This is a genomic window from Mesobacillus jeotgali, from assembly GCF_002874535.1.
Lineage (GTDB): Bacteria > Bacillota > Bacilli > Bacillales > Cytobacillaceae > Mesobacillus > Mesobacillus jeotgali.
Map to the genome: position 1 here is coordinate 3,082,182 of NZ_CP025025.1, position 24,226 is coordinate 3,106,407.

24 protein-coding genes and 1 other annotated feature are annotated in these 24,226 nt (G+C 43.0%); of the genes, 1 reads left to right on the plus strand and 23 read right to left on the minus strand.

Annotated features, from left to right (window positions below; all coding sequences use genetic code 11):
* Positions 1-6 precede the first annotated feature (6 nt).
* From CD004_RS15705 to rpsU, 19 genes are all read right to left on the minus strand, one after another.
* Complete coding sequence (locus CD004_RS15705; protein ID WP_102263624.1) at positions 7-477, minus strand: YaiI/YqxD family protein; 471 nt, start codon at positions 475-477, stop codon at positions 7-9.
* 276 nt (positions 478-753) lie between these two features.
* Positions 754-1,572 (minus strand): pyruvate, water dikinase regulatory protein, encoded by an 819-nt coding sequence (locus CD004_RS15710; protein WP_102263625.1) that lies wholly within the window; start codon positions 1,570-1,572, stop codon positions 754-756.
* 29 nt (positions 1,573-1,601) lie between these two features.
* Positions 1,602-2,231: a transcriptional regulator CcpN gene (locus CD004_RS15715; protein WP_102263626.1), complete on the minus strand. Its 630-nt coding sequence runs from the start codon at positions 2,229-2,231 to the stop codon at positions 1,602-1,604.
* A 321-nt stretch (positions 2,232-2,552) separates the two neighbouring features.
* Positions 2,553-4,628, minus strand: coding sequence for a glycine--tRNA ligase subunit beta (glyS, locus tag CD004_RS15720; RefSeq protein ID WP_102263627.1), 2,076 nt, complete (start codon positions 4,626-4,628; stop codon positions 2,553-2,555).
* Positions 4,621-5,511, minus strand: coding sequence for a glycine--tRNA ligase subunit alpha (gene glyQ, locus CD004_RS15725; RefSeq protein ID WP_102263628.1), 891 nt, complete (start codon positions 5,509-5,511; stop codon positions 4,621-4,623). The genes glyS and glyQ overlap by 8 nt, the downstream gene beginning before the upstream one ends.
* 127 nt (positions 5,512-5,638) lie before the next feature.
* Positions 5,639-5,810 (minus strand) — a binding site (T-box leader).
* A gap of 108 nt (positions 5,811-5,918) precedes the next feature.
* Positions 5,919-6,671: a DNA repair protein RecO gene (gene recO, locus CD004_RS15730; protein WP_102263629.1), complete on the minus strand. Its 753-nt coding sequence runs from the start codon at positions 6,669-6,671 to the stop codon at positions 5,919-5,921.
* Between the two features lie 31 nt (positions 6,672-6,702).
* A complete protein-coding gene (locus CD004_RS15735) occupies positions 6,703-6,846 on the minus strand; it encodes a YqzL family protein (protein ID WP_084135511.1) in 144 nt (47 codons plus the stop codon).
* A gap of 170 nt (positions 6,847-7,016) precedes the next feature.
* Positions 7,017-7,946, minus strand: coding sequence for a GTPase Era (era, locus tag CD004_RS15740; RefSeq protein ID WP_102263630.1), 930 nt, complete (start codon positions 7,944-7,946; stop codon positions 7,017-7,019).
* A gap of 289 nt (positions 7,947-8,235) precedes the next feature.
* Positions 8,236-8,586 (minus strand): diacylglycerol kinase family protein, encoded by a 351-nt coding sequence (locus CD004_RS15745; protein WP_319005003.1) that lies wholly within the window; start codon positions 8,584-8,586, stop codon positions 8,236-8,238.
* A 19-nt stretch (positions 8,587-8,605) separates the two neighbouring features.
* Complete coding sequence (ybeY, locus tag CD004_RS15750) at positions 8,606-9,076, minus strand: rRNA maturation RNase YbeY (protein WP_102263632.1); 471 nt, start codon at positions 9,074-9,076, stop codon at positions 8,606-8,608.
* A complete protein-coding gene (locus tag CD004_RS15755; RefSeq protein WP_102263633.1) occupies positions 9,073-11,256 on the minus strand; it encodes an HD family phosphohydrolase in 2,184 nt (727 codons plus the stop codon). The genes ybeY and CD004_RS15755 overlap by 4 nt, the downstream gene beginning before the upstream one ends.
* Positions 11,257-11,928: 672 nt before the next feature.
* Positions 11,929-12,888 carry a PhoH family protein gene (locus CD004_RS15760; RefSeq protein ID WP_102263634.1) on the minus strand — a complete coding sequence of 320 codons (960 nt, stop codon included), beginning with the start codon at positions 12,886-12,888 and terminating at the stop codon, positions 11,929-11,931.
* A complete protein-coding gene (gene yqfD, locus CD004_RS15765; protein ID WP_102263635.1) occupies positions 12,839-14,077 on the minus strand; it encodes a sporulation protein YqfD in 1,239 nt (412 codons plus the stop codon). Before yqfD ends, CD004_RS15760 begins: the two co-directional genes overlap by 50 nt.
* A gap of 15 nt (positions 14,078-14,092) precedes the next feature.
* Positions 14,093-14,377, minus strand: coding sequence for a sporulation protein YqfC (yqfC, locus tag CD004_RS15770; protein ID WP_041966896.1), 285 nt, complete (start codon positions 14,375-14,377; stop codon positions 14,093-14,095).
* A 110-nt stretch (positions 14,378-14,487) separates the two neighbouring features.
* Positions 14,488-15,060 carry a hypothetical protein gene (locus CD004_RS15775; protein WP_102263636.1) on the minus strand — a complete coding sequence of 191 codons (573 nt, stop codon included), beginning with the start codon at positions 15,058-15,060 and terminating at the stop codon, positions 14,488-14,490.
* A gap of 34 nt (positions 15,061-15,094) precedes the next feature.
* The gene (gene floA, locus CD004_RS15780) at positions 15,095-16,090 is read right to left on the minus strand and encodes a flotillin-like protein FloA (protein WP_102263637.1); all 996 of its coding nucleotides are present in this window, start codon (positions 16,088-16,090) and stop codon (positions 15,095-15,097) included.
* 149 nt (positions 16,091-16,239) lie between these two features.
* A complete protein-coding gene (locus tag CD004_RS15785; RefSeq protein ID WP_407657679.1) occupies positions 16,240-17,532 on the minus strand; it encodes an NfeD family protein in 1,293 nt (430 codons plus the stop codon).
* 240 nt (positions 17,533-17,772) lie between these two features.
* Positions 17,773-18,219 (minus strand): GatB/YqeY domain-containing protein, encoded by a 447-nt coding sequence (locus CD004_RS15790; RefSeq protein ID WP_102263638.1) that lies wholly within the window; start codon positions 18,217-18,219, stop codon positions 17,773-17,775.
* A gap of 17 nt (positions 18,220-18,236) precedes the next feature.
* Positions 18,237-18,410, minus strand: coding sequence for a 30S ribosomal protein S21 (rpsU, locus tag CD004_RS15795; RefSeq protein ID WP_015595024.1), 174 nt, complete (start codon positions 18,408-18,410; stop codon positions 18,237-18,239).
* Between the two features lie 209 nt (positions 18,411-18,619).
* On the opposite strand from rpsU, the gene CD004_RS15800 reads away from it, so the two are divergent.
* Positions 18,620-19,552, plus strand: a complete 933-nt coding sequence (locus CD004_RS15800) for a Na/Pi symporter (RefSeq protein ID WP_102263639.1) — start codon at positions 18,620-18,622, stop codon at positions 19,550-19,552.
* A gap of 235 nt (positions 19,553-19,787) precedes the next feature.
* Here CD004_RS15800 and mtaB read toward each other — a convergent pair whose 3' ends face one another.
* From mtaB to dnaJ, 4 genes are all read right to left on the minus strand, one after another.
* The gene (gene mtaB / locus CD004_RS15805; protein WP_102263640.1) at positions 19,788-21,140 is read right to left on the minus strand and encodes a tRNA (N(6)-L-threonylcarbamoyladenosine(37)-C(2))-methylthiotransferase MtaB; all 1,353 of its coding nucleotides are present in this window, start codon (positions 21,138-21,140) and stop codon (positions 19,788-19,790) included.
* Between the two features lie 5 nt (positions 21,141-21,145).
* The gene (locus tag CD004_RS15810) at positions 21,146-21,895 is read right to left on the minus strand and encodes a 16S rRNA (uracil(1498)-N(3))-methyltransferase (protein ID WP_170029991.1); all 750 of its coding nucleotides are present in this window, start codon (positions 21,893-21,895) and stop codon (positions 21,146-21,148) included.
* Positions 21,896-21,975: 80 nt separating this feature from the next.
* Positions 21,976-22,914 (minus strand): 50S ribosomal protein L11 methyltransferase, encoded by a 939-nt coding sequence (prmA, locus tag CD004_RS15815; RefSeq protein WP_102263642.1) that lies wholly within the window; start codon positions 22,912-22,914, stop codon positions 21,976-21,978.
* Between the two features lie 19 nt (positions 22,915-22,933).
* Positions 22,934-24,061 carry a molecular chaperone DnaJ gene (dnaJ, locus tag CD004_RS15820; RefSeq protein ID WP_102263643.1) on the minus strand — a complete coding sequence of 376 codons (1,128 nt, stop codon included), beginning with the start codon at positions 24,059-24,061 and terminating at the stop codon, positions 22,934-22,936.
* Positions 24,062-24,226 lie beyond the last annotated feature (165 nt).

Sequence of the window (24,226 nt, forward strand, 5' to 3'; positions counted from 1 at the left end):
CTCTAATTAGTTGTGATTACTTGAACATATCTTAAAATTCGACAAAAGCATGTTCAATTCCTTTATAAACTTTTCCCTGTCTTTTTCTGTAAAGGGTTTTGGTCCCTTTCCATAGGATCCCTGCCTTCTAGCCCTGGCAGAAAGATACCTTAAGTCAAGGGCAGTCTGAATGTCCTTTTCTTCAAATAAATTTCCCCTAGGAGAGATGGCATAAACCCCTTTCGCAATGAGGGTAGATGCAAGACCGATGTCCTGCGTCACCGCAAAATCACCTTTCTTAACGTGATTCATTAAATAAAGGTCTACAGCTTCCTTATGAGAATCGACAAAAACCCAGTTCTGCCCTTGAAGATCGTTCTTCATATGGGCATAAGAAGCCACAAAAACAGCTTCGATGGAAAACTTCGAAGCAATTTCGACAATTTCCTTAATGACCGGGCAAGAGTCTGCATCAACAAAAAGGGTCTGACTGTTGATTTTACTAGTATTAATTCTACATCACTCCGCATATTCCTTCTTAAGGATTGTATTTTTTCAAGGGAATTTTGTCGAATTTTTTCGCGGTCAACATCTTGACAACTGATAGTAAATAGTTTATTCGTAATCTGTCCAGTCTAAACCTAAACAGATACATTTTTATCACAATTTTTTATTATAGTATAAGAAAGCCTATTTTTCCATTATTTTTTCTTGGCTAATGCATTAATTCAATAAAGAGAACCGTCAAAAAGAAAAGCACATAAAAAATATGTGCTATTCGTCCATTTTCTTGTTACGGACCATATTCAGGATAACATTCGCGGTTTCTTCCACCGCTTTGTTGGTTACATCGATAACTGGACATCCTATTTTTTCAACAATTCCATCAAAATATTCTATCTCTTCCTTGATTCTTTCGATATTCGCATATATCGCCTGATCGTTCAATCCAAGTGAGATTAACCTCTCACGGCGGATTTGGTTCAATTTGTCGGGAGTTATCCTTAGGCCGAAGCATTTTTCCTTGGGAACAAGGAATAATTCTTCTGGTGGGTCGACTTCAGGCACCAGCGGCACATTCGCAACTTTATATCGCTTGTGGGCGAGGTATTGTGATAATGGTGTCTTGGATGTTCTTGATACGCCCACCAGGACGATATCCGCTTTCAGTATGCCTCTTGGATCGCGGCCATCATCATATTTTACTGCGAATTCGATTGCTTCTACTTTTTTGAAGTAATCTTCATCTAGTTTACGGACAAGGCCAGGTTCGTATAGTGGTGTTTCACCACTTAGTTGTTGAACTTGCTGCATAAGCGGCCCGATGATGTCACATGCATAGATCCCCTCTTTGGTAGCAGACTCTTGAAGATAGTTGCTTATATCTGGCTTGACCAATGTGTAGGCGATCATTCCGCCATCATGCTTAGCAAGAGAAATGACTTCATCAATATGTACTTTATCCTCTACGTAAGGAAACCTTTTAAGTGAAACATCCAAATGTTCGAATTGGCTGATGGCAGCCTTCGTAACGAGCTCTGCTGTCTCACCGACAGAGTCAGAAACCACATAAATAATAGGTGTTTTATTCATCTTTGACCAACCCCTTTTCTATTTGCTTCTTATTCCTCTGCCAAGGCCACAAAAGCCTTTGTAATGTTCGTCTTGGTCAATCTTCCTACCAACTCGTACCCATCATCTGCATCTTTGATGATAGGAAGGGCATCAATCTGCTTTTCAATCAATTCCTTGGCAGCATCAATGAGCAGGTCATCCCGGCGGCACACGGTTATATTTGGCATCCTTGTCATGATGATATTAACGGGCAAAGTAGTCAGCTCCTGCTTTCCAATGCTTGCTCTCAATAAATCTTTGCGAGAAAGGACACCTACTAGCCTTGAAGCTTTATCAACCACAAATAAAGTACCTACATCTTCAAGGAACATCGTAACAATCGCATCGTAGACAGAGACATTTTCAGGAACAACTACAGGAATGGACTGATAATCCCTGACAAGTATTTTTTTAAGATTCTCAGAAAGCAGCTGATTCCCAGATTTGCCTGTGTAGAAATAACCTACACGAGGTCTGGCATCCAAATACCCCGACATCGTCAGGATGGCAAGGTCAGGCCTGAGGGTAGCCCTTGTCAGATTTAACTTTTCAGCAATATGCTCTCCAGTGATCGGTCCGTTATCTTTAACGATTTGCAGAATATGCTCCTGGCGTTTATTCAGTTCGATTGTCCTCACCACCCATCGGGAGATTTTTTTAATAAGCTATTCTCGCTAAGGTTATTAAGTATTAATACATTTTCGTTTTACTATTTGGGATCATCCATGGTTGTACTGTTCCCTGGAAACATTAGACTGACCGTTTAAACAGCCTTTATGTAAAAAACCAATAAACTTATTATATACTAGACGAGGTAATAAATAGGGATAAATATTCTGATACTTATTAACATTTGATGAAGATTTATGCGAGCAGCATTTGCACTGACTTTCGTTACTTGCTGAAGTGCCTTCCTGTGGAGGAAGGCACTCAAATAAAGCATTTCATGATAACAGTGCTTACTTTACGACGATATCATTTACTTTTGCAAGCTTCATGATCAAAGCTGCAAGTGCAGCCATCTGATTCAGACGGTTTTCACGTACATCCAGTTTATCAGACATGACCATTGTATGCTCAAAATAATCATTGATTTCAGGTTTAATGTCAACTAAAAGCTGATAATATGAAGCCGCATCCATGCCATCCTCGGCCTTCTTTCCGAGTTCAAGATACTTTTCATACAACCTTTGCTCATACTCGTTTTCGAATCGCTCTGGATCGATATCGCCCTGCACTTCTTTCTTGCTAGCGATATTAAGAACCCGGCTCAATGCTTCCATGCTTTCTTTAAAGCCCTCATCACTGCTGGCAGTCTGGAGCGCTTCTGCTTTTTCAATCAGTCCCGATATAATACCAATTTCTCCTCCGAGTACGGCATCAATTAAATCGTAGCGGATTCCTCGCTCCTGTAACAAATGCTTGACTCTCAATTTAAAGAATTGGATAAGGTCATGGTAAACTTCTTCGTCAGTGCGCTTTGTAATTCCTGCTTCTGATACAAGATTAAGCGAAAGGCCGACTAGATTTTCAAGTGAGATATTCCACTTTTTTTCGATCAGGGTCTGCACGATTCCAGTCGCCTGTCTTCTCAATGCATATGGATCCTGAGAACCGCTAGGAATGATGCCGAGCGAGAAGAATGCAACAATTGTATCGAGTTTATCAGAAATTGCAACCAACGCTCCCGCTGGTGATCCTGGTATTGAATCGTCTGCATTACGAGGCATATAATGCTCATTGATAGCCACTGCCACCTCTGGGCTTTCGCCTTTTTGCAATGCGTATTTTTCTCCCATTATTCCTTGTAATTCCGGGAACTCGTATACCATCTGTGAAACTAGATCAAATTTGCTGATTTGGGCCGCCCGATCTGAAAATTTCACAACATCTTGCGCGAATTCCAATCTTTCAGCAACCAAGCCTACAAGCTTGCGCACTCGTTCTGATTTTTCAGCAATTGTTCCGATATCTTCGTGGTAAACAACATTCTTTAATTTTTCCAATGCTGCATCAATTGGCATTCTTTGGTCTTCCTTATAGAAGAATGCCGCATCCGCCAGTCGAGCTCTTAGTACTTTCTCATTACCGCGTGCAACCTTCTCAATATGGAGGTGATCACCGTTCCTTACTGTAATGAAATGAGGCAGCAATTCTCCGCTCGTAGATTTCACAGGAAAATACCTTTGGTGTTCCTTCATGGAAGTAATCAGCACTTCGCTTGGGATTTCCAGAAATTCCTCCTCGAACCGGCCATATAAAGCAGTTGGATATTCAACCAGATTATTGACTTCTTCAAGCAAGTCTTCATCGACAGGGACTACCCAGCCGTTCTCATCCTCAATTTTTTCAAGCTGAGAAGTAATGGCGTCCTTACGCTTTTTCGCGTCAGCAACAACATATTGCCCTAACAAAGCTTCTTCATATTCCTGAGGATCGGTTAACTGGATTTCACCTTCTCCAAGGAATCGGTGGCCCCTTGTTACGTTGCCAGTTTGGACACCAGCAATCTCAAATGGAATGATATCTTTTCCGAACATGGCAACAAGCCATTTAATTGGCCGGACATAACGAAGCTCGAGGTCAGCCCAGCGCATGTTTTTCGGGAATGTCAACCCAGTAATGATTGCTTTCAGTTCAACAAGCAGCTCAAAGGTATCCTTTCCTTTTATGAATTTTTTTACGTGAGCATACTCAACACCGTTGATCTCTTTGAAATAGATGTCCTCTACCGTCAACCCCTGGCCGCGTGTAAAGCCGATCGCTGCTTTGGACCACTCTCCGCCCTCAGCAAGTGCAATTTTCTTAGCAGGGCCTTTTGCTTCTTCCTCGCTGTCTTCCTGACGCTCATCAACATTCAAGACAAGCAATGCAAGCCGGCGTGGTGTGGAATAAAGCTGGATTGCTTCGAAACCAATATTATTCGATTTCAGCCAATTCTCCACCTTGGAAGCCAGCTGGTTCATGGAGTCAGTAATAAATCTTGCAGGCATTTCTTCCAAACCGATTTCAAGCAATAAATTACGTTTAGTCATTTTCCACCTGCTCCTTCCGTTTAATGATTGGGAAGCCTAACTTTTCTCGTTCTTCATAGAACGTTTTTGCAACTTTCTTGGCGAGGTTTCGGATACGGGCAATATAACCTGTCCGTTCAGTAACGGAAATAGCTCCTCGTGCATCAAGAATGTTAAAGGTGTGAGAACACTTCAGGACATAGTCATATGCAGGATGTACTAGCCCTTCATCCATTTGGCGATTTGCTTCTTTTTCGTATATATTGAAAAGGTTGAAAAGCATTTCTTTGTCAGATGTCTCGAAAGTATATTTCGAATGCTCATATTCTGGCTGCCCAAAAATGTCCCTAACGGTAAAGCCGTTTGTCCATTCAAGATCAAAAACATTTTCTTTGTCCTGGATATAGGACGCCAGTCGTTCGATACCGTAAGTAATCTCCACGGAAACTGGTTTGCAATCAAGTCCGCCTACCTGCTGGAAATAAGTGAATTGCGTGATTTCCATGCCATCCAGCCAGACTTCCCACCCTAGTCCTGCACAGCCCAGGGATGGATTCTCCCAGTTATCCTCTACGAAGCGAATGTCATGCTCAAGTGGATCAATACCCAAAGCTTTCAATGAATCCAGATAGAGTTCCTGAATATTGTCTGGAGAAGGCTTCATGATCACCTGGAATTGGTGGTGCTGATAAAGTCTGTTTGGATTTTCTCCGTAGCGACCATCAGCCGGGCGGCGAGACGGCTCAACATACGCGACATTCCATGGTTCCGGGCCAATCGCCCGTAAAAACGTGTATGGACTCATTGTACCTGCACCTTTTTCGGTGTCATAAGCCTGCATCAGGACGCATCCTTGTTCAGACCAGTGTTTTTGCAATGTTAAAATCATATTTTGGATATTCATCTTTACACCTCCGAAAATTTTAAATCGATTATTACTAGTTGCTTTTCTTGAGTTTTGGTTTTATTTCAAACGGCTAATCACTAAATGGAAAATAAAAAAACTCCCGCCCCCTATGCATCTTTACATGCATAGGGACGAGAGTTTACCCGCGGTTCCACCCTATTTGCTGCAAATAGCAGCCTCTTTAAAAGTGATGTCGCTCCGGAACGCCTTCCTTAATTTCTGCAATCCGGCTCACACCATTTCCGGACTCGCTTGTACAGAGGGATTTAAGTACTCTTTTCCTTCACAGCAACATATGTAATTTTTATCAACCTTTTCATCGATGCGAATACTTTCCGCATATAGGCTGAAAGCTACAAGCTTTTGATTTGAATAATAGCGAAAAGAACAAGCAATGTCAATAGTTACAGTTGGTCCCTGAATGAATCCATTTGATCAAGGAATTTCCTTGTTTTTAAATACAGTCCTGAGTACTCATCATAATAAGCCGAAATTACTTTTTTCAGCTCAGCTTTTGTTTCTGGCTTCACCGATATATTGCCAAGACGGCTTAGGTCGAGCAAATAAAATAATCGAAGCAGCCTGACCGTTCCTGACGAGGTTTGGATCCTGTAGGGATCCATCTCGAAGCATCGATGGCAGAGCAGCCCGCCCTCTCTGATCGAAAAGTTGAAATCTCCCTCTGTGCTGCCACAGTTTGCACACTTGTCCAAAACTGGGTACAGCCCTTGGACATTCAGCATTTTCATTTCATAAATAAAAGTAAGGATCTCCATATCGTAGCCTTCATTCAAAAGCTTTAGCGTCTGGAGAAGCAATTCGAACAAAAAAGGATTGGACTTCTTGTCCTCTGTCACTTTATCAGTCAAATCAACAATATAGCTGGCATGGGCTGTAAGGAAGATATCTTCCCGAATCGACCTCATCGATGAAATCATATCCCCCTGCTGCAGGCTGCCGAGCCCAGAACTTGACTGGAAAAGGAACTGTCCATAGGTAAAAAGCTGGGTGACAGCAGCAAGCCTGCTATTAGGCTTTTTAGCACCTCTTGCCATCACACCAACTTTTCCGAATTCCCTGGTATATAAGGTAACAATTTTGTTGTTTTCGCCATAATTCGTCGTTCTAATGACAATGCCTTCGCATTTCTGCAGCATCTTCTGTCACCATCCATTACTACAGACAAACCTATGAGATTGGAAAATCAATTCCTGCTAGTTCTTCCTCCTGATAACCGGGTATTTCTTGATCGTCTTTCTCTAATTCCTTAAAGAGAAGATATGTGTCAATGTTACCTGTCTGAGAAAACACCTTCCAGGTAAAATCCAACATCGAAAACCCCACCTTTCAATTTTTCACTAGCAATTTATTTATCCCAAATCCTTATGAGTATCATAGCCTGTCAATCAGATTTTCATGTTACATAAAAATTGTTAATCCTACTTATGAATAATATTTGCAACCGATTAATATGTTAATGAGGGAGCATTTGCCAAACAGGCTTAATACTCATCTTCCCTGAAACCAAAATCACGAAGCTGTGTGGCTTTGTTTCGCCAATCCTTCTGGACCTTTACCCATAATTCCAGAAACACTTTTGTACCGAGCAGATTCTCGATATCATGACGTGCCCTTTTGCCAATTTCCTTCAACATACCGCCCTGCTTGCCAATGATGATTCCCTTTTGCGAATCCCTCTCGACAATGATTGTAGCCATGACATGCACCATTTCTTTTTCAGGCTGGCGTTCCATTTTTTCAATTACAACAGCAAGTGAATGTGGAATTTCTTCCCTCGTCAGATGCAGCGCTTTTTCCCTGATCAGTTCGGAAACAATAAAACGTTCTGGATGGTCCGTTACCTGGTCTGCGGGATAAAACTGTGGCCCTTCCGGCATTTTTTCCTTGATTTGCTCCAGGAGCTTTTCGACATTGTTTCCTTCAAGAGCAGATATCGGAACAATTTCAGCGAAATTGAACTTTTCATTGTAGGACTCAATTAGTTTTAGCAACTCATCTGGATGGATCAGGTCGATTTTATTGATGACAAGGAAAACCGGTGTTTTTACATTTTGAAGTTTCTCAATGATAAATTCTTCCCCGCGTCCATATCCTTCCTGTGCATTGACCATAAACAATACCAGGTCGACTTCTTTTAAAGTATTCTGTGCAACCTTCATCATGAAGTCGCCAAGACGGTGTTTTGGTTTATGGATCCCTGGAGTGTCTATGAAAATTAGCTGTGAATCATCAAGTGTCAGGACACCTTGAACCTTATTCCGGGTCGTTTGCGGCTTATCACTCATAATCGCAATCTTTTGCCCGATTACCCTGTTAAGAAAGGTTGACTTTCCAACATTAGGTCTTCCAATGATTGAAATGAAGCCTGATTTGTGAGATTCGTTGTTATTGCCTTGATTATTAAAGTTCATACTGTATTTCCCTTCTCCACTTTATTTTACCTTATTTTCAGTGTGATTTCACCGTTTGTAGCAAAAATGAAATATAAAATTTTAAATTTTCTAAAAACATACAAGCACTGTTTATACACTGTGATGATATTTTACTTAAGTTTCTCCATGTTTTCAAATTGGTTCAAATTCAAACGCCAATTTTATATGGTCTTCTTTCAGAAAACACGCTCTCTCATCGTACTTTCCGTGGATGAAAATAGCGAAATTAAATAAGTCCTTTCAAAAAAAAGTTGCCCTGTACGGACAACTAATTAAACAATACCAATATTCTTGGCAGAAATATAATCAAACCAATCATGACACTGGCAATTGCAAACACCAGGACAGCACCGGCCGCGATATCTTTTGCCTGTTTTGCCAGAGGGTGGTATTCTTTCGTGTACATATCAACCGTTCTTTCTATTGCCGTATTCATCATTTCCATCGAAATCATTCCGCCAATAGATAGGATAACTGCAATCCATTCGTACTTATTAATCGAAAAAATAAACCCTAATAAAATGACGATAACTGAGATACCCAGATGGATTTGCACATTTCGTTCCTTTGATGCCGCTGCCGCAATTCCCTCAAAGCCAAATTTGAATGAGGAAGCCAACGGATGCTTCCTCTGTTTATCAGCGGCCAAGCCCATACCCATCCAGAATTTCTTTTTGTCTGTCAAACATCTCTTTTTCATCCTGTTCATTTATATGGTCATAGCCTAATAAATGCAGGAGACCATGCACAGCAAGGAACCCTAGTTCCCGCATGAAAGAATGGTTATATTCTTCAGCCTGTTCCCTAGCTTTTGGAATGGAAATGATGATATCGCCAAGAATTCTCGGTATACCATCCCCTACTATTTCTAGCTCCCCTTCGCCCATCTCTTCAAGTGCGAAAGAAATGACGTCTGTTGGACGATCCTTGTCACGATATTCACGATTGATTTCCTGAATCCTGTCATTCGAAACGAATGTTACAGACAGTTCACTGCCCTGCTGGACATTCTCCTTGTCTGCCGCATAATTCAATAATTTTTCTATTTCATTTATTTCCTGATCTGATAATTCATTTACTTCATCCAAAAAATCGATTTCTAAACTCATGCCTGCTTCACCTTCTGCTTATTCATTTCTGGATATTCTATTCTTGAGTGGAAAATTCCCTTTAGTGTTTCACAAAGTGTATCAGCGACGGTATCCAGCTCCTTCAGCGTAATATCACACTCACTCAACTGGCCATCCTGAAGCCGATCCCCAATTATATTGTGTACCAAATTTTCAATTTGTTCATGAGTCGGATGTGCCATCGAACGCACAGCAGCTTCAACACTATCCGCAATCCCAATGACCGCTGACTCTTTGGTTTGCGGCTTCGGTCCTGGATAGCGGAAGTCCTCTTCTTTTACCTCATGACCACTTTGCTTAGCTTTATGGTAAAAGAATTTTAACAGCGTAGTTCCATGGTGCTGTTCTGCAATATCAATGATTTCTTTTGGCATCCGATGCTTGCGCAGCATCTCCGCTCCGTCAGTCGCATGGGCGATGATGATATTTTTACTTGTCAACGCCGGCAATTTATCGTGCGGATTATCCATGTTAATCTGATTTTCAATAAAGAATTGCGGCCGTTTCGTCTTTCCAATATCATGATAATAGCACCCGACCCTGGCCAGAAGCCCGTTAGCTCCGATTGCCTCACACGCCGCCTCTGATAAGTTGGCAACCATGACACTGTGATGGTAAGTACCCGGAGCTTCTGTGAGAATTTTCCTTAAAAGCGGGTGGTTCGGGTTGGAAAGCTCGATCAGCCTTAATGTTGACAGAATGCCAAACCCTGCTTCGAAAAATGGAAGCAAACCGATTGTCAACACAGCCGAAACGATTCCGGAAACAAATGCAGCAATAAAATAAAAACCGTATTCCAGACCAGAATACTGGCTGTTCCTTAAAAACAAAACCGAAAGGATCACAACCAGGTTAACCACTGATACAAACAACCCTGCCTGAAGGATTTTTGAACGACGATTCTGTTTCTGCAGGAATAAAATTGCCGCCAGACCGCTGATTAAAATATAGATGCCAATGGTAACATTCAGCGTTCCAGTTATCCCCTCATTAAAGATGATTGACCCTGTTACGGCCAGAATTGCCATTTGAAACAAAGCCAGTCTTTCATTAATCAGCATCTTGATCAGCATTGCCCCCATTGCCGCCGGAAAAAGGTAGCCAATCTCCGAGTACTCGAATTCATCGAAAAGACTGACCAGCTTCATCAACAGAATGGAAGTGATGAATATGATGCTGAAAATCAAAAGATTCTTCTGCTTTTTATCCACGTTTTCCATTTCGTTAAAAATGACAAACAAGGAAAAAAGGATCAATGCTACAAGCATAGCCAGCCCGATAAAAGGCTTATAGGAGTTTTCACTTTCTAACAGACCTACAAGCTGGAGCTTTTTATAGACATCCCTGCTGATGAGCTGGCCTTCATCGACAAGAATTTGACCTTCAAGTATCCTAACAGGTTCAACACTGTCCATAGCCTGCTGGCGCTGATCTTCAGTGGCTTCAGGATCGTAGAACTCATTCTGGACGACTGCATAGCGGCCGAGCTCAATCACAGCTTTCTTTAAACTGCTGCTTAAACTTGTATACTTCAATTCTTCCTCTACACTTAACTTAGCATTCTCCACCTCATCTGCGGGAACGCTGTGCTTCATCGTATTATTAATAGCCGTAACCGTAAGGTCCTTGGCAACCAGCAATTCTTCCTTCGGTGCTTGAAGCAATGCAATGAACACTTCGTCAGATAAGCTTTTTGTTTCATTCTCAGTCAACTTCGTTTTTAACATTGCCAGCTTTTCTTCCTTCGAAGGACCTTCAGGAGCAGGAGCATCTTCCACACCTGATTCTTCAGCTGTTTTCTTCTTCTGGTCAATCTCTTCCTGCACTTCATTATTGACTTCTGAAACCGAACCAAAGATGGAAGTGACTAAATCAACCCTGTTTTGAGCATATTCACTTTTGACTCTGTAGACATCATTGACTTTCTCGACAGCTTCCCTGCGGTTCGCTTCAGTGCTCTCCTTATCCTCAATGGTAATAGGCGACCTGATGGTTTTCTCCGCCACAGAGAATAACTCCAGATTAAGCTTTTCCGGTTTTACATTGCTATACATGGCTGAATACATCACAACACCAATCAGCAAAAATAACAAAACCCGGAAAATCTTTATATTCAACAAGTTCAATATGGCAGTTAACTGGACCTGCAGCTTTTCCATTTACAGCCCTCCTACTAGAAAAGCGTAAGCGCCTCGTCCAGCTCCGACAAGCGCTGGAGGGCCGACCGAAGAAGTCGTTCTTTGACTTCATCGGGCGGACCGAAGCGACTCGAGGGGCTTGGCGCTGAAGCTAGACACTAATCTTAGTTCAAAAGTTTATACAATTATAAAGCGAAAAGCGTAAGCGCCTCGTCCAGCCCCGACAAGCGCTGCCCGCCTATAACGCCACATCGTGTGGCTGGCGGGTTGGCACGTCGTGTGCCTCAGAGGGCCGACCGGTGAAGTCGTTCCTTGACTTCATCGGGCGGACCGAAACGACTCGAGGGGCTAGGCGCTGAAGCTAGACACTAATCTTAGTTCAAAAGTTTATACACTTATAAAGCGAAAAGCGTAAGCGCCTCGGTCAGCCCCGACAAGTGAAGTCATTCCTTGACCTTACCTTGACACTTCTGCAAATCATAGACTTTCAGAAATAGTAAATTTTAAAAAACAATTGGAACAAGTTTGAGAATAACTGGGAAATTTACTAACTTTATGTTCCATCATATCAGTTTTCCCCGGAATTTTCACCACTATTTGAGATTACGGCTGTCAATATCAGTTCTAAAACAGTTTCAGCCTAAAAAAAAGCAAAAGTCCGCTCTCGTTTTATCAAGAGCGGACTGAGATGGATTATTCGTTTTTACCATATGCCTCGATGATCCTGCCGACAAGTGGATGTCGTACTACATCAGCCTGCTCTAGGTGAACAAAGGATATTCCAGAGACATTCATGAGCACTTTTTCAGCTTCAACCAATCCTGATTTTGCACCCTTTGGCAGATCAATCTGGGAAGTGTCTCCAGTAATAATCATTTTAGACCCAAATCCCAGGCGAGTCAGGAACATCTTCATCTGGGCCTGAGTCGTATTCTGCGCCTCGTCCAGGATCACAAATGCATCATCGAGAGTCCTCCCCCTCATATAGGCAAGAGGTGCAATTTCAATTGTCCCTCTCTCAATCAGGCGTAAAGTATGTTCAGTTCCAAGGATATCGTGCAGGGCATCATATAATGGACGGAGATAAGGGTCTACCTTTTCCTTCAAGTCCCCTGGAAGAAAGCCAAGGCTTTCTCCTGCCTCTACTGCTGGTCTGGTTAAGATAATTTTAGACACAGTACCATTCTTAAGTGCCGTGACTGCCATAACGACCGCAAGATACGTTTTTCCAGTACCAGCAGGCCCTATGCCAAAAACAAGATCGCGGCTTTTGATGGCATTAACATAGTGTCTTTGACCAAGAGTCTTGACCCTGATCGATTTACCCTTCACGTTTTTACTGATTTCTTCTTCATATAAATCCTTGAAATATTCCAAGGTACCCTTTTCAGCCATTTGGATTGCGTAAACGGCTTCTCTCTGGCTAATGCTGATTCCTTTCCGGATAACAGCAAGCAGATTTTCCAAAACAGCCTGGGCTAACTCAACCTTGTCCTCAGGTCCTGAGATTCCTACTGCCTCTCCTCGGGTCACGATCGAGACACCTAGCTCCTGTTCGATCAGCTTAAGGTTCATATCTGCATTGCCGAATAATGAAATGGCTTCAGTTGGGTTCGCTAGTTGTATTTCCATCGTTTTTAAGTCTTCTGTCATCCTCAGTCTCCTTGATAATTGGTTGTCCTTCTGCTATATCTTCAATGATTGTAAAATGTGTGGTTAGCTTTACTTTATCATTCTCAATTGATTGATGTAAAATTTTTTCCCCTTTAATGATAGCATTTTCAGGAAGGTAGTTTTTTATATCCTTTCTTGCTAATTCTTTTGCACTTTCAATTGCTTCCTTCCTCGTATAGATACGGGTTACCTGTTCCCGCTCCCTGATGGTCTTCTTTTCAACCCTCACAGGTAGTTCCCATTTAAAAAACCTTACAGGCTGTTCCGTCACTTCGATTTCATATTCACTGAAGTCAGATTTTCCGAATCCCCAGACAGGTAAGGCTTTACCTGCGAACATCAGGGAATATTTCTTTTTCTCATTGCCATTGTAGACCTGGAATGTACTCTTCAAAGGCAACTCCACCTTCGTTGAATACCAAGTCTCGCCAAGTATTTCACCTTCAGCGGCAACTACTTTCAAATCATCTTCTTTTCCATACAGACCGGAAACAAGAAGCTGGCCTGGCATAACATAATCATTCACCTCAACAACCGGTTCCCCTTTTTCCACAAAGATTTTGACGATGGCTGCTTTCCTTTTTGCTACCAGGTTCCTCGGCCCAATTACTTCTGCTTTTTCCGGTTCACTCTTTTCTACAGCCTGAAAATGATAGGTCGTCCCTTTCAGCTCCACACCAATCCACGTAAGGGCCCCTACTTTATCTGTCAGCTCCTTCTGGATCCTCTCCACACTATCTAGAGAAAACTGCAATTTGCCGACACCAATCCCCATTCTGTCCAGTTCCTTGCGAATCTGATGTTCTGTCGCAGGGCTCGCTCCTTTTATCTCGATACCCCAAACCATATTCGACAGAAGGATCATCAAAGCTAAAAATAAGAATGCCCCCGCCAAAAAACCACTGTTTGTCCATAATTTCTTTAAAAAGAAAGGGCCGCCTGCCCTCTCTAAAAACCTGATTTTGCAGTTGCTGTCCCTTGCTGGAATTCTCAGCTTTTTTACATCCTGAAGATTAACATAAAAGGTGACGGCCTCGGACCCATGTTTCTTTACGTTCCATATCGAAACACCACTGCGTGTCAACTGATTTAAAAATCTTTCTATACCCTTTCCAGTCAATTTCACTTTGACTGTGCCAGAAAAGGTGTGAATCCATTGGTTTTTCATTCGTCTCCCCCTCAATCACTCATTTATATATATAACCTGATCTATTTTTCCTTCGAGTAAGATTTCTTCAGGCAATATCGTCTTGATCACAAATGCTTTTCCCTTTACGAGAAGCTGGCCCCCTTTAATCATCAACCGCACTTCACCATCGGAAAAAGCAAGCAGACCCCTGTGATTCTCTATATAAATATGGACATGCCCAATCATCGTGATTCTAGGGAGATCCATCATGACATCTTGAGGAAGATCCATTTTTTGTGTCATCCATTTGCGAACATACTGGCCCCATTTTTTTGCCATAAAAAAAAGAACCCCCTTTCATCTCATATGTATGAGAAAAAAGGAGGTTCTAGCACCATTTTTAACTTTATGGATACGCATTCTTCCAAAACGCTAGCCAATTAATATGCCTAATATCTTCGAAGCGGGTTGTATGGTCTTTTGGCCCTCGGTTTGCCAAGGACTTCAGCCCATATCAATCCCTCTACCAGGGTGTCCCTGTCTGGCTGGAAGACAACTTCTGGTTCTTTTTGTTCCCTATTTTGCTTCAATCGTCCCGATGTTTCACCAGTAGACATGCGACCTTTACTTGATCTCTGCTTGTTCATCTGCTCTTCAGACTGAAGCTTTCTTTCCAGATAAACCTTCTGGAGATCATTTGTGATTTCTACACCCGTTTCACCCGGATCGTGATTCGCTGAACCCCGGCTTCGTTGTGTGTCCCTGCCAGTATCATAAAGGGGGCCGTGGTCTTTTTCGAATTCAGGACTTGGTTCAACCCTGGCCTCTGCTGCCTGTCTCCTGGCAGGCACAGGACGTGGCTGCCTTGCTGGTCCAGGCTGTTGCATCGGACCAGGCGGCCTGACCGGACGGCGTTGCGGCTGCTGGCCGTCCGGCTTCTTTTTATTGAAAAGACTAGAGATGACCCCGATCAGAATAAACAGGGCTATAGGATTACTGAACAATTCAAATAAAATTTCCATGAGGAGCCCCCCTTTCTTTTAACGGGTTCTCGCATCAGTTATTATTTTTGTCATCTTTTTTATTGTTTGAAAGTTTGCCAATGGATCCTCTCATATCTGTGTCCGCTTCGATATTCTGGATATTCATGTAATCCATCACACCAATATTGCCTTCACGAAGCGCTTCCGCCATTGCCAACGGTACAGTTGCTTCGGCCTCGACGACCTTCGCTCTCATTTCCTCGACGCGCGCTTTCATTTCCTGTTCTTGAGCTACGGCCATAGCGCGACGTTCTTCGGCTTTTGCCTGGGCAATCTTCTTGTCCGCTTCCGCTTGCTCTGTCTGAAGCTCGGCACCGATATTCTTGCCGATATCAACGTCCGCAATATCAATCGATAGAATTTCAAAAGCAGTCCCTGCATCCAGTCCTTTAGAAAGAACTGTTTGCGAAATCATATCCGGATTTTCCAACACTTTTTTATGGTTGTCAGAAGAACCGATAGTCGATACGATACCCTCACCTACACGGGCAACGATTGTCTCTTCACCAGCACCCCCGACAAGTCTGTCGATGTTTGCTCTTACAGTGATCCTTGCTTTAGCTTTTACTTCGATACCATCCATAGCCACACCAGCGATGAATGGTGTTTCAATTACCTTTGGATTTACACTCATTTGTACTGCTTCTAATACATCACGGCCGGCAAGGTCAATCGCTGCCGCTCTTTCGAATGAAAGCTCAATATTCGCACGGTGTGCAGCAATCAGGGCATTTACAACCCTGTCTACGTTACCTCCAGCAAGATAGTGGCTTTCAAGCTGGTTCGTAGTAACATTCAACCCCGCTTTGTGCGCCTTGATCATCGGATTGATGACCCTGCTTGGGATAACCCTTCTTAACCTCATACCAATCAGAGTGAAAATGCTGACCCTGACTCCCGCCGCCAATGCTGAAATCCATAGCATTACCGGTACGAATGTGAGCAAAACACCAAGGAAAATGATCCCAAGTGCTATTGCTACTAAAACAAATGCTGTGCTTGCGTCCATATGAACTGCCTCCTAAAAAATATTATTCCACGCTCTTTGAATCTTCTTCATTTTACCAAATAAACTCAAAGATCATAGGTTTTATCTCTACTTGCTGCTTCATCAATTCGTCGTGGCAAGAATACCTCAACAATGCATGAAAGAACAAATTAGATCTCTGGAACCTCTCTAACCACAATTCTCGAGCCTTCCGTTTTTACAATTCTAACTTTCTTGTCCTTTGCAATAAATCCACCCTCACTGACTGCATCAATGCGTTCATCCTCAACAACGATTGTTCCAGAGGGTCTGAGCGGAGTCAATGTAATCCCTTCTATACCAATCAGTTCAAGGCGGTTTTTATTGGATACATAACCCTTTTCAGTGCTTGTTGAATCTGTCAATATGATTCTTCTGAAAAATTTCATCTTTTTTCCAAACACCCTTATCATTAAAATAGACAACACGATGGACGCAGTCAAGGCGATCAGTAAGGAAATCCCCATATGGACCACATTATCAGATGCCATAAAAAAGCTTGCAAAGATAGCTAATAAACCAATTGCACCTGCTATTCCTCCTGGAATGAATAACTCAAGCAATATAAGCCCAACGCCAAGCGCGAACAAGATCAGCGTTTCAAAACCAGCAAGACCTGCAACCATATGACCATAGAAGAATAGGAGCAAAGATGATAAGCCTGCAATTCCTGGCAGACCAAATCCTGGAGAGTACAACTCAAGCACCAACCCTAGGCTTCCGATCGTCATTAAAATCGGGATAACGACTGGATGAGTTATGAATCTCGCCAGCTTTTCAGCAAAAGTTTCATTCACATTCCTGATTTCTGCATTCTCCAAACCGAGTTTTTCCAATACCTCATTAAGGTTTTTTACGGTACCTTCTGAATAGCCCACTTCAAGGGCCTGATTTGCCGTAAGAGTCAGCAGCTTACCCTTGCCTGCCCCTAATTCCGGAAGATCTATGCTGTCATCAGCCATCGCCTGGGCATAAACCGGATCTCTTCCACTCTCGACGGCAGCTGCTTTCATGGCAGCAAACCAGTATGACTCCGCTTTCTTTCCAGCAGTATTGCCCTGCTGGTCTATGATCGCAGCCGAACCCATGGTAGCTCCAGGAACCATATAAATCTCATCTGTATTCAGGGAAATATATGCACCCGCGGATAACGCTTTTTTATTGACAAAGGCAACTGTTTTCAAGTCAGTGCCTGTCAAAAGCTTTCCTATCCCATCAGCGGCATCAACGACTCCACCGGGTGTATGCACATCAAAAATGATTGCTTCCGCACCAGCCTCTTCAGCCTCCTCCACAGCTCTTTCCAGGAAAGCAAGCAAGCCCTTTTCGACTGTTTCCTTAATCGGCACCACGTAGACAATTTGTTCATCCGCATCTGCAGAGAACGGATTGATCAGACTGGCCAGTGACAAGAGGATGATGATGCTCGCAATCACTGATTTGATTTTCAATTCGGCACCTCCATTCTAAAAAATAAGGCCATAGTGGTAATACGCATTCGTACACCAAAAGGTTTCATTGATTTTTTACAGATTTCAAAAAGAATCCATCTGAAAGTGTAAAAATTATGTATTTAATTTCAATGAAACACGAAGTACTATGTGAAGACACTTTTTATTATACGCTAAAAAGGCCGCAAGAATATCCCGCGGCCTTCGAGCTTTTTATGAAAGGTGTTGTTGTACAAGTTTATTAACGAGAGATCCGTCTGCTTTACCTTTAACTTTAGGCATAAGGACAGCCATTACTCTACCCATATCGGCTTTCGATGCCGCACCGGTCTCTGCGATAGCTTCTTTGACGATTGCCGTCACTTCTTCTTCGCTAAGCTGCTGTGGCATGTAAACTTCGACATGCTTTAGTTCTGTTTGTATCTTTTCAACGAGGTCTTGTCGACCTGCTTTTTCAAATTCCTGGAGGGAATCTTTGCGTTGCTTCACTTCACGAGAAAGTACAGTTAACTCTTCTTCATCGGATAATTCCTGCTTGCCGAACTTGATTGCTTCGTTTTGCAGGGATGCTTTGACCATCCGAATCGTCGTGAGTCTGTCCTTTTCTTTGTTCTTCATCGCTTGTTTCATATCATTATTTAAACGCTCGAGCAGGCTCAAGTTGATTCCACCCTCTCTTAGAACTTGCGTTTTCTAGCAGCTTCAGACTTTTTCTTACGCTTTACACTAGGTTTTTCGTAGAATTCGCGCTTTCTAGCTTCTTGGATAGTACCTGATTTAGATACAGTACGTTTGAAGCGTCGAAGAGCATCTTCAAGCGATTCGTTTTTACGAACGACAGTTTTAGACATTCTCTTTCCCTCCCTCCGAGCACAACACACTAACACCAAAACACATGGAAACCATGTACCTTGCAATTATAATATAACACTGGCATGAGGTCAACTGTAATTAGCCCTTGTTTTTACATTATGTACTTTTGCAGGATAACATACAGGCTAGAAATTTTGTTAGCATGTCCAGCCCTCCTTTTCATACATTTAAATGGGGGGGAAGTCCAATGGTCTATCTATTATTTTTCCTATTATTTCTCGTTGTCTTCATCGGCGGGATGACATTGCTTCGAAAAGGCTTGTTCGAACTTTCTGCGAGCAGAATGAAGAACTGGCTAGCCGTCATGACAGATACACCACTAAAAGGGTTGATTGCCGGAGCGATAGTGACCGCACTTTTGCACAGCAGTTCCGCTGTCATGGTCATCACGATCGGATTGATTTCCGCCGGCCTGCTGAAATTCTCACAATCAATTGGCATTATCCTTGGGTCAAATATAGGGACAACCTTCACTCTTGAAATCATCACTTTCAACATTGACGCTTTTATCGTGCCGTTTGCGGTTATTGGTGCAATTTTAATGGTATCGCGAAATAAAACATGGCAAAATATCGGTGCAATTTCTTTTGGAATGGCAGCTGTTTTTGCTGCAATGCGCGGCTTCACCTTCCTCGCCGACCCTGTGACCAGCCTGCCAATTGTAGAGTTGGCACTTACCAACCTGAACAACAGCCATTTAATCAGCATTTTTACAGGCACAATTGTGACCGCTATGATTCAATCAAGTACCGCGATGACTGGAATCATCATGGGATTTCTATCTGAAGGGACATTAAGCATGGATTCAGCAATTGCTGCGATGCTTGGTGCCAATATAGGGACTTGTATCACAGCCATGCTAGCGTCCATTGGCGCCGGCAAAGAAGCCAGGCTCACAGCATTCGCTCACGTATGGCTGAATATCGCCGGCGCTGCAGTCTTCTACCCTTTCATCGACCATATAGCTGCACTGGCTCCAATGACTGCCTCAAGACCTGAGGTCCAGTTAGCACATGCAAGTGTCGTCTACAACATTATCGCTTCATTGCTCGTTCTTCCGGTTGCCGAGAAATTCGGCAAAATGATTGAATTCATTCATGGGAAAGAAAAAATTAGTTAGTGCTGGAAAATCTCATTTGGACGAAAAAACCAGAAATGTGGTCGATATATTCAAGAATGTGGTCGAATTATCTCGGAATGTGGTCGAATTAATTTGATATGTGGCCGAATTACCTTAATATCCACCTGTCTATAATCTATAGATGGTACAAATATACGAATTTGTGGTTAATAACTAGTCTGGTTGCTAAATATCAAAAAAGAGCTGGCAAAATGCCAGCTCTTTAGTCATTTAACTACATAACTGCTTCTTCAGCTACTGTTTCATCTTCCAGCACGCGGACAAATTGTCCTTCGTTGTAAGGATAGCCTGCTTTCGCAATCTTGACCTTCACGATTTTGCCGATCATGTCTTCAGTGGCAGGGAAAACAACTTTCAGGTAGTTATCTGTATAGCCTACATAAAGTCCGCTACCTGTATCTTCCTTGTAGATCTCTTCAGGAATCACTTCAAGCACTTCATTTTCAAACTGGGAAGCATATTCCTTTGCAAGCTGGTTGGAAAGCTCAATCAGCCTGTGAACGCGTTCGTTCTTCACGTCTTCGTCCACCTGGTCTTCCATTCTTGCAGCAGGAGTGCCTGTCCGTTTTGAATATGGGAAGACATGCAGCTCTGAGAATTGGTGCTTCTTGATGAAATTAAAAGTTTCCATGAACTCTTCTTCCGTTTCACCCGGGAAACCGACGATAATATCAGAAGTAACCGCGAGACCTGGCAATACTTCTTTAAGCCTGTCAAGACGCTCTCCGAAAAACTCCATCGTGTATTTACGGCGCATGCGCTTCAGCACTGTGTCAGAACCAGATTGAAGCGGGATGTGCAAGTGGCGGACAATAATATTGGATTGATCAATTACCTCGATTACTTCGTCCGTAATCTGGCTGGCTTCAATAGAAGAAATGCGCAGACGCTTTATGCCCTTTACTTGTGCCTCTAAATCTCTAAGCAGTGAAGCAAGGTTGTAGTCTTTCATATCTTCGCCGTAGCCACCTGTATGGATGCCGGTAAGAACGATTTCCTTATAGCCTGCATCGACTAGCTGCTGAGCCTGGCGGATTACTTCCTGTGGGTCACGGGATCTCATCAAACCGCGTGCCCAAGGAATTATACAGAAAGTACAAAAGTTATTGCAGCCTTCCTGGATCTTCAATGAAGCCCTTGTACGGTCAGTGAATGCTGGTACATCAAGTTCCTCATAAACACGGTTTTTCATGATATTGCCAACAGCATTGATCGGCTGGCGTTCTTGCTTGTACTGTTCAATATACTCAAGCATTTTTACGCGGTCCTGTGTTCCGACAACGATATCAACGCCAGGTATCGCCATGATTTCTGCTGGTGACGTTTGTGCGTAGCAGCCGGTAACACAAATAACAGCGTCCGGATTCTTACGGACAGCCCGGCGGATGACCTGGCGGCTCTTCTTGTCCCCTGTATTCGTTACGGTACATGTGTTGATGACATAAACATCCGAAGTAGACTCAAACTCTACTCTCTCGTATCCTTGTTCCTTAAATAACTGCCAAATGGCTTCTGTTTCGTAATGGTTAACCTTGCAACCTAATGTATGAAAAGCAACTGTAGGCATTTTCTTCACCCCAATAATTCAAAATGATAGGAAACAGCAGACAAGGCATATAGCGGTGCTGTTTCTGTACGCAAGATGCGCGGCCCAAGACCACAAGCTAAAAATCCATTTTTATTTAAAAGGTCAACTTCCTCCGAGGAAAGTCCTCCCTCGGGACCAAATGCAATCAGGAGGCTGTCGCCTTTCCCCAATTTCGCGAGAGTAGAAGATAGGACGGAAGCTTCGCCTTCCCTCGCTTCTTCCTCATAAGCAATTAGCTTATAAGTATACTCAACACTTGCTTTGACCAGTTCTTTAAGACTGACCGGTTCTTTTACTTCTGGAACATAGCTGCGATGGGACTGCTCAGCAGCTTCCTTGGCAATCTTCTGCCAGCGTTCAACCTTTTTGGCAGCTTTCTTGCCGTCCCATTTAACAATTGAGCGGGATGCGGTAAAAGGGACAAATTCATAGGCACCGAGTTCAGTACCCTTCTGAATAATCAATTCGAGCTTATCCCCTTTGGGCAGACCGCTCGCTATCACCACATGGACCGGAAGCTCCGTAGTCCCTTCCTCCCATTTTACAACGTTTACCACAACGATTTCATCGGTAATTTCTTCAATCTGGCAAACAGCACTTTTGCCCGTGGGCGTGACACAGATGATTTCGTCCCCAGCCTTCATCCTCATAACACGTACAATGTGATGATAATCATCGCCTCTAATATTGAATTGTTCCATATCTCCTTGTTCATCAATAAAATACCGCTGCACCACAGCACCTGCTTTCAAATAAAGCTGTTTTATTAAAAAAGACAGAAAAAAGGGGCTATGCTCTTCCCCTTTTTTCCACATTATTTCTTTTTACTGATAATCGCAACCCAGTCTTCCATAGAAATAATCTCTTCTATTTCAAAACCTGCATTGATCATTGCATCCTTGACGACTTCTTTCTTCTGCTGGATGATACCAGAGGTGATGAAATATCCGCCATTTTTCACGACCTTGCCTGCATCATCAGCAAAGCGAAGAATTACTTCTGCAAGGATATTTGCTACTACAATATCCGCACCTTCTACAACGCCATCAAGAAGATTGTTTTGTGAAATGGTTGCGACATCGTGTACTTTGTTCAGCTTGAGGTTGAGTTTTGCAACCTGAACTGCTACATCATCCAGGTCCATCGCTTCCACTTTTCCGGCACCAAGCTTAGCCGCTGCAATACTAAGTACACCTGAACCTGTTCCAACATCCACGACGCGATCTCCAGGCTGGACTGTTCTTTCCAGCGCCTGGATACACATTACAGTTGTCGGGTGGGTTCCTGTACCGAATGCCATACCAGGGTCAAGCTCGATGATCAATTCATCCGTGGTGACTGGAGTGTAATCCTCCCAGGTTGGCACAATCGTGAATTTCTCGGAAATTTTAACAGGGTTATAGTATTTCTTCCAGGCAGTTGCCCATTCTTCTTCATTCACTTCACTGATTGATACTTTATTCAACCCGATATCAATATTGTGGATAATCAGATTATTGATCGCTTCTTTTATTTCATCTACTGTCTCACCAAGAAAACTATTTACCGGCAAATATGCTTTTACAATGACTCCTTCTTCGGGATAATCGTCTGGATTAAGCTGGTATATTTCTCCGAACTGGTCCTCTCTCTCCTTTTCAAGCTCCAGCGGATCTTCGATAACAACTCCGCTCGCGCCTGCTTCGTGCAGGATATTGGAAATCGGCTCAACCGCTTCATTTGTAGTTAGAATGCTGATTTCAGACCATTTCATTTAAACCAACTCCATTCAATTAATCACCTTTAAAGGCACGTTTTACTTTTGAAAAAAAGCTTTCCTCCTGCTCACCAAGAGGAGACTGTCCGCTTACTTCGGCAAACTCACGCAGAAGCTGCTTTTGCTTTTCAGACAGCTTTGTTGGAGTTACGATGCGCACGAGGACATGCTGGTCCCCTGTACCATATCCACGGACATTCGGGACACCTTTGCCCTTCAGGCGGAATTTTGTACCTGTCTGTGTTCCAGCAGGCACTTTAAGTTTTACCTTGCCATGAAGTGTAGGCACTTCAACTTCATCACCTAGAGCTGCCTGGACAAATGTGATTGGCATTTCACAGTAAATGTCATCGCCATCACGCTCAAAGAATTCATGCGACCTTATATGGAAAACAATATAAAGGTCACCTGCAGGGCCGCCATTGATACCGGCTTCCCCTTTTCCTGCTACTCTCAGCTGCTGGCCATCATCGACACCAGCCGGGATTTTAACATGAATCTTGTTCCTTCTGGTAACCTTCCCAGAACCTGAGCATGTTGTACATTTTTCCTTGATCTCCTTACCAGTTCCATTACAGTAATGACACACACGGCGGTTCACAATACGTCCAAAAGGAGTATTTTGTTCCACGCTGATCTGGCCGCTGCCATGACAATGTTTACATGTATCCACTTTAGTACCTGGTTTTGCACCAGATCCGTCACAAGTATCGCATTCTTCTTCACGAGGAATCTCGATATCTGTTTCCTTGCCAAATACAGCTTCCTCAAACTTCAAGGTCATCGTGTACTGAAGATCGGCACCCTGTCTTGGCGCATTCGGATCACGGCGTCTGCCGCCCCCGCCGCCGAAGAAGGAATTGAAAATATCTTCAAAACCGCCAAAACCGCCTCCAAAATCGCCGCCTCCGCCAAATCCCTGGTTAGGGTCGACATGGCCAAACTGATCATAATGAGCGCGCTTTTGATCGTCGCTTAATACTTCATATGCTTCTTTTACTTCTTTAAATTTTTCATCTGCTCCCGGCTCTTTGTTGATGTCCGGATGGAATTTTTTAGAAAGCTTGCGGTAAGCCTTCTTTATTTCATCCTTCGAAGCCGAATTACTGACTCCGAGGACTTCATAGTAATCCCGTTTACTCATGATTACCACTCCCGAATCTTTTCACATAAAGATAATTCTAACATTCCCGTACATTCATACGCAATATTTAAAATATCTGGATATGCGGTATTTTGTCTCTCTTTTAATATCTATCCGTTCGAAAACCAACTTATATCTATTAGCTATTTTTTGAAAAACCCTTTT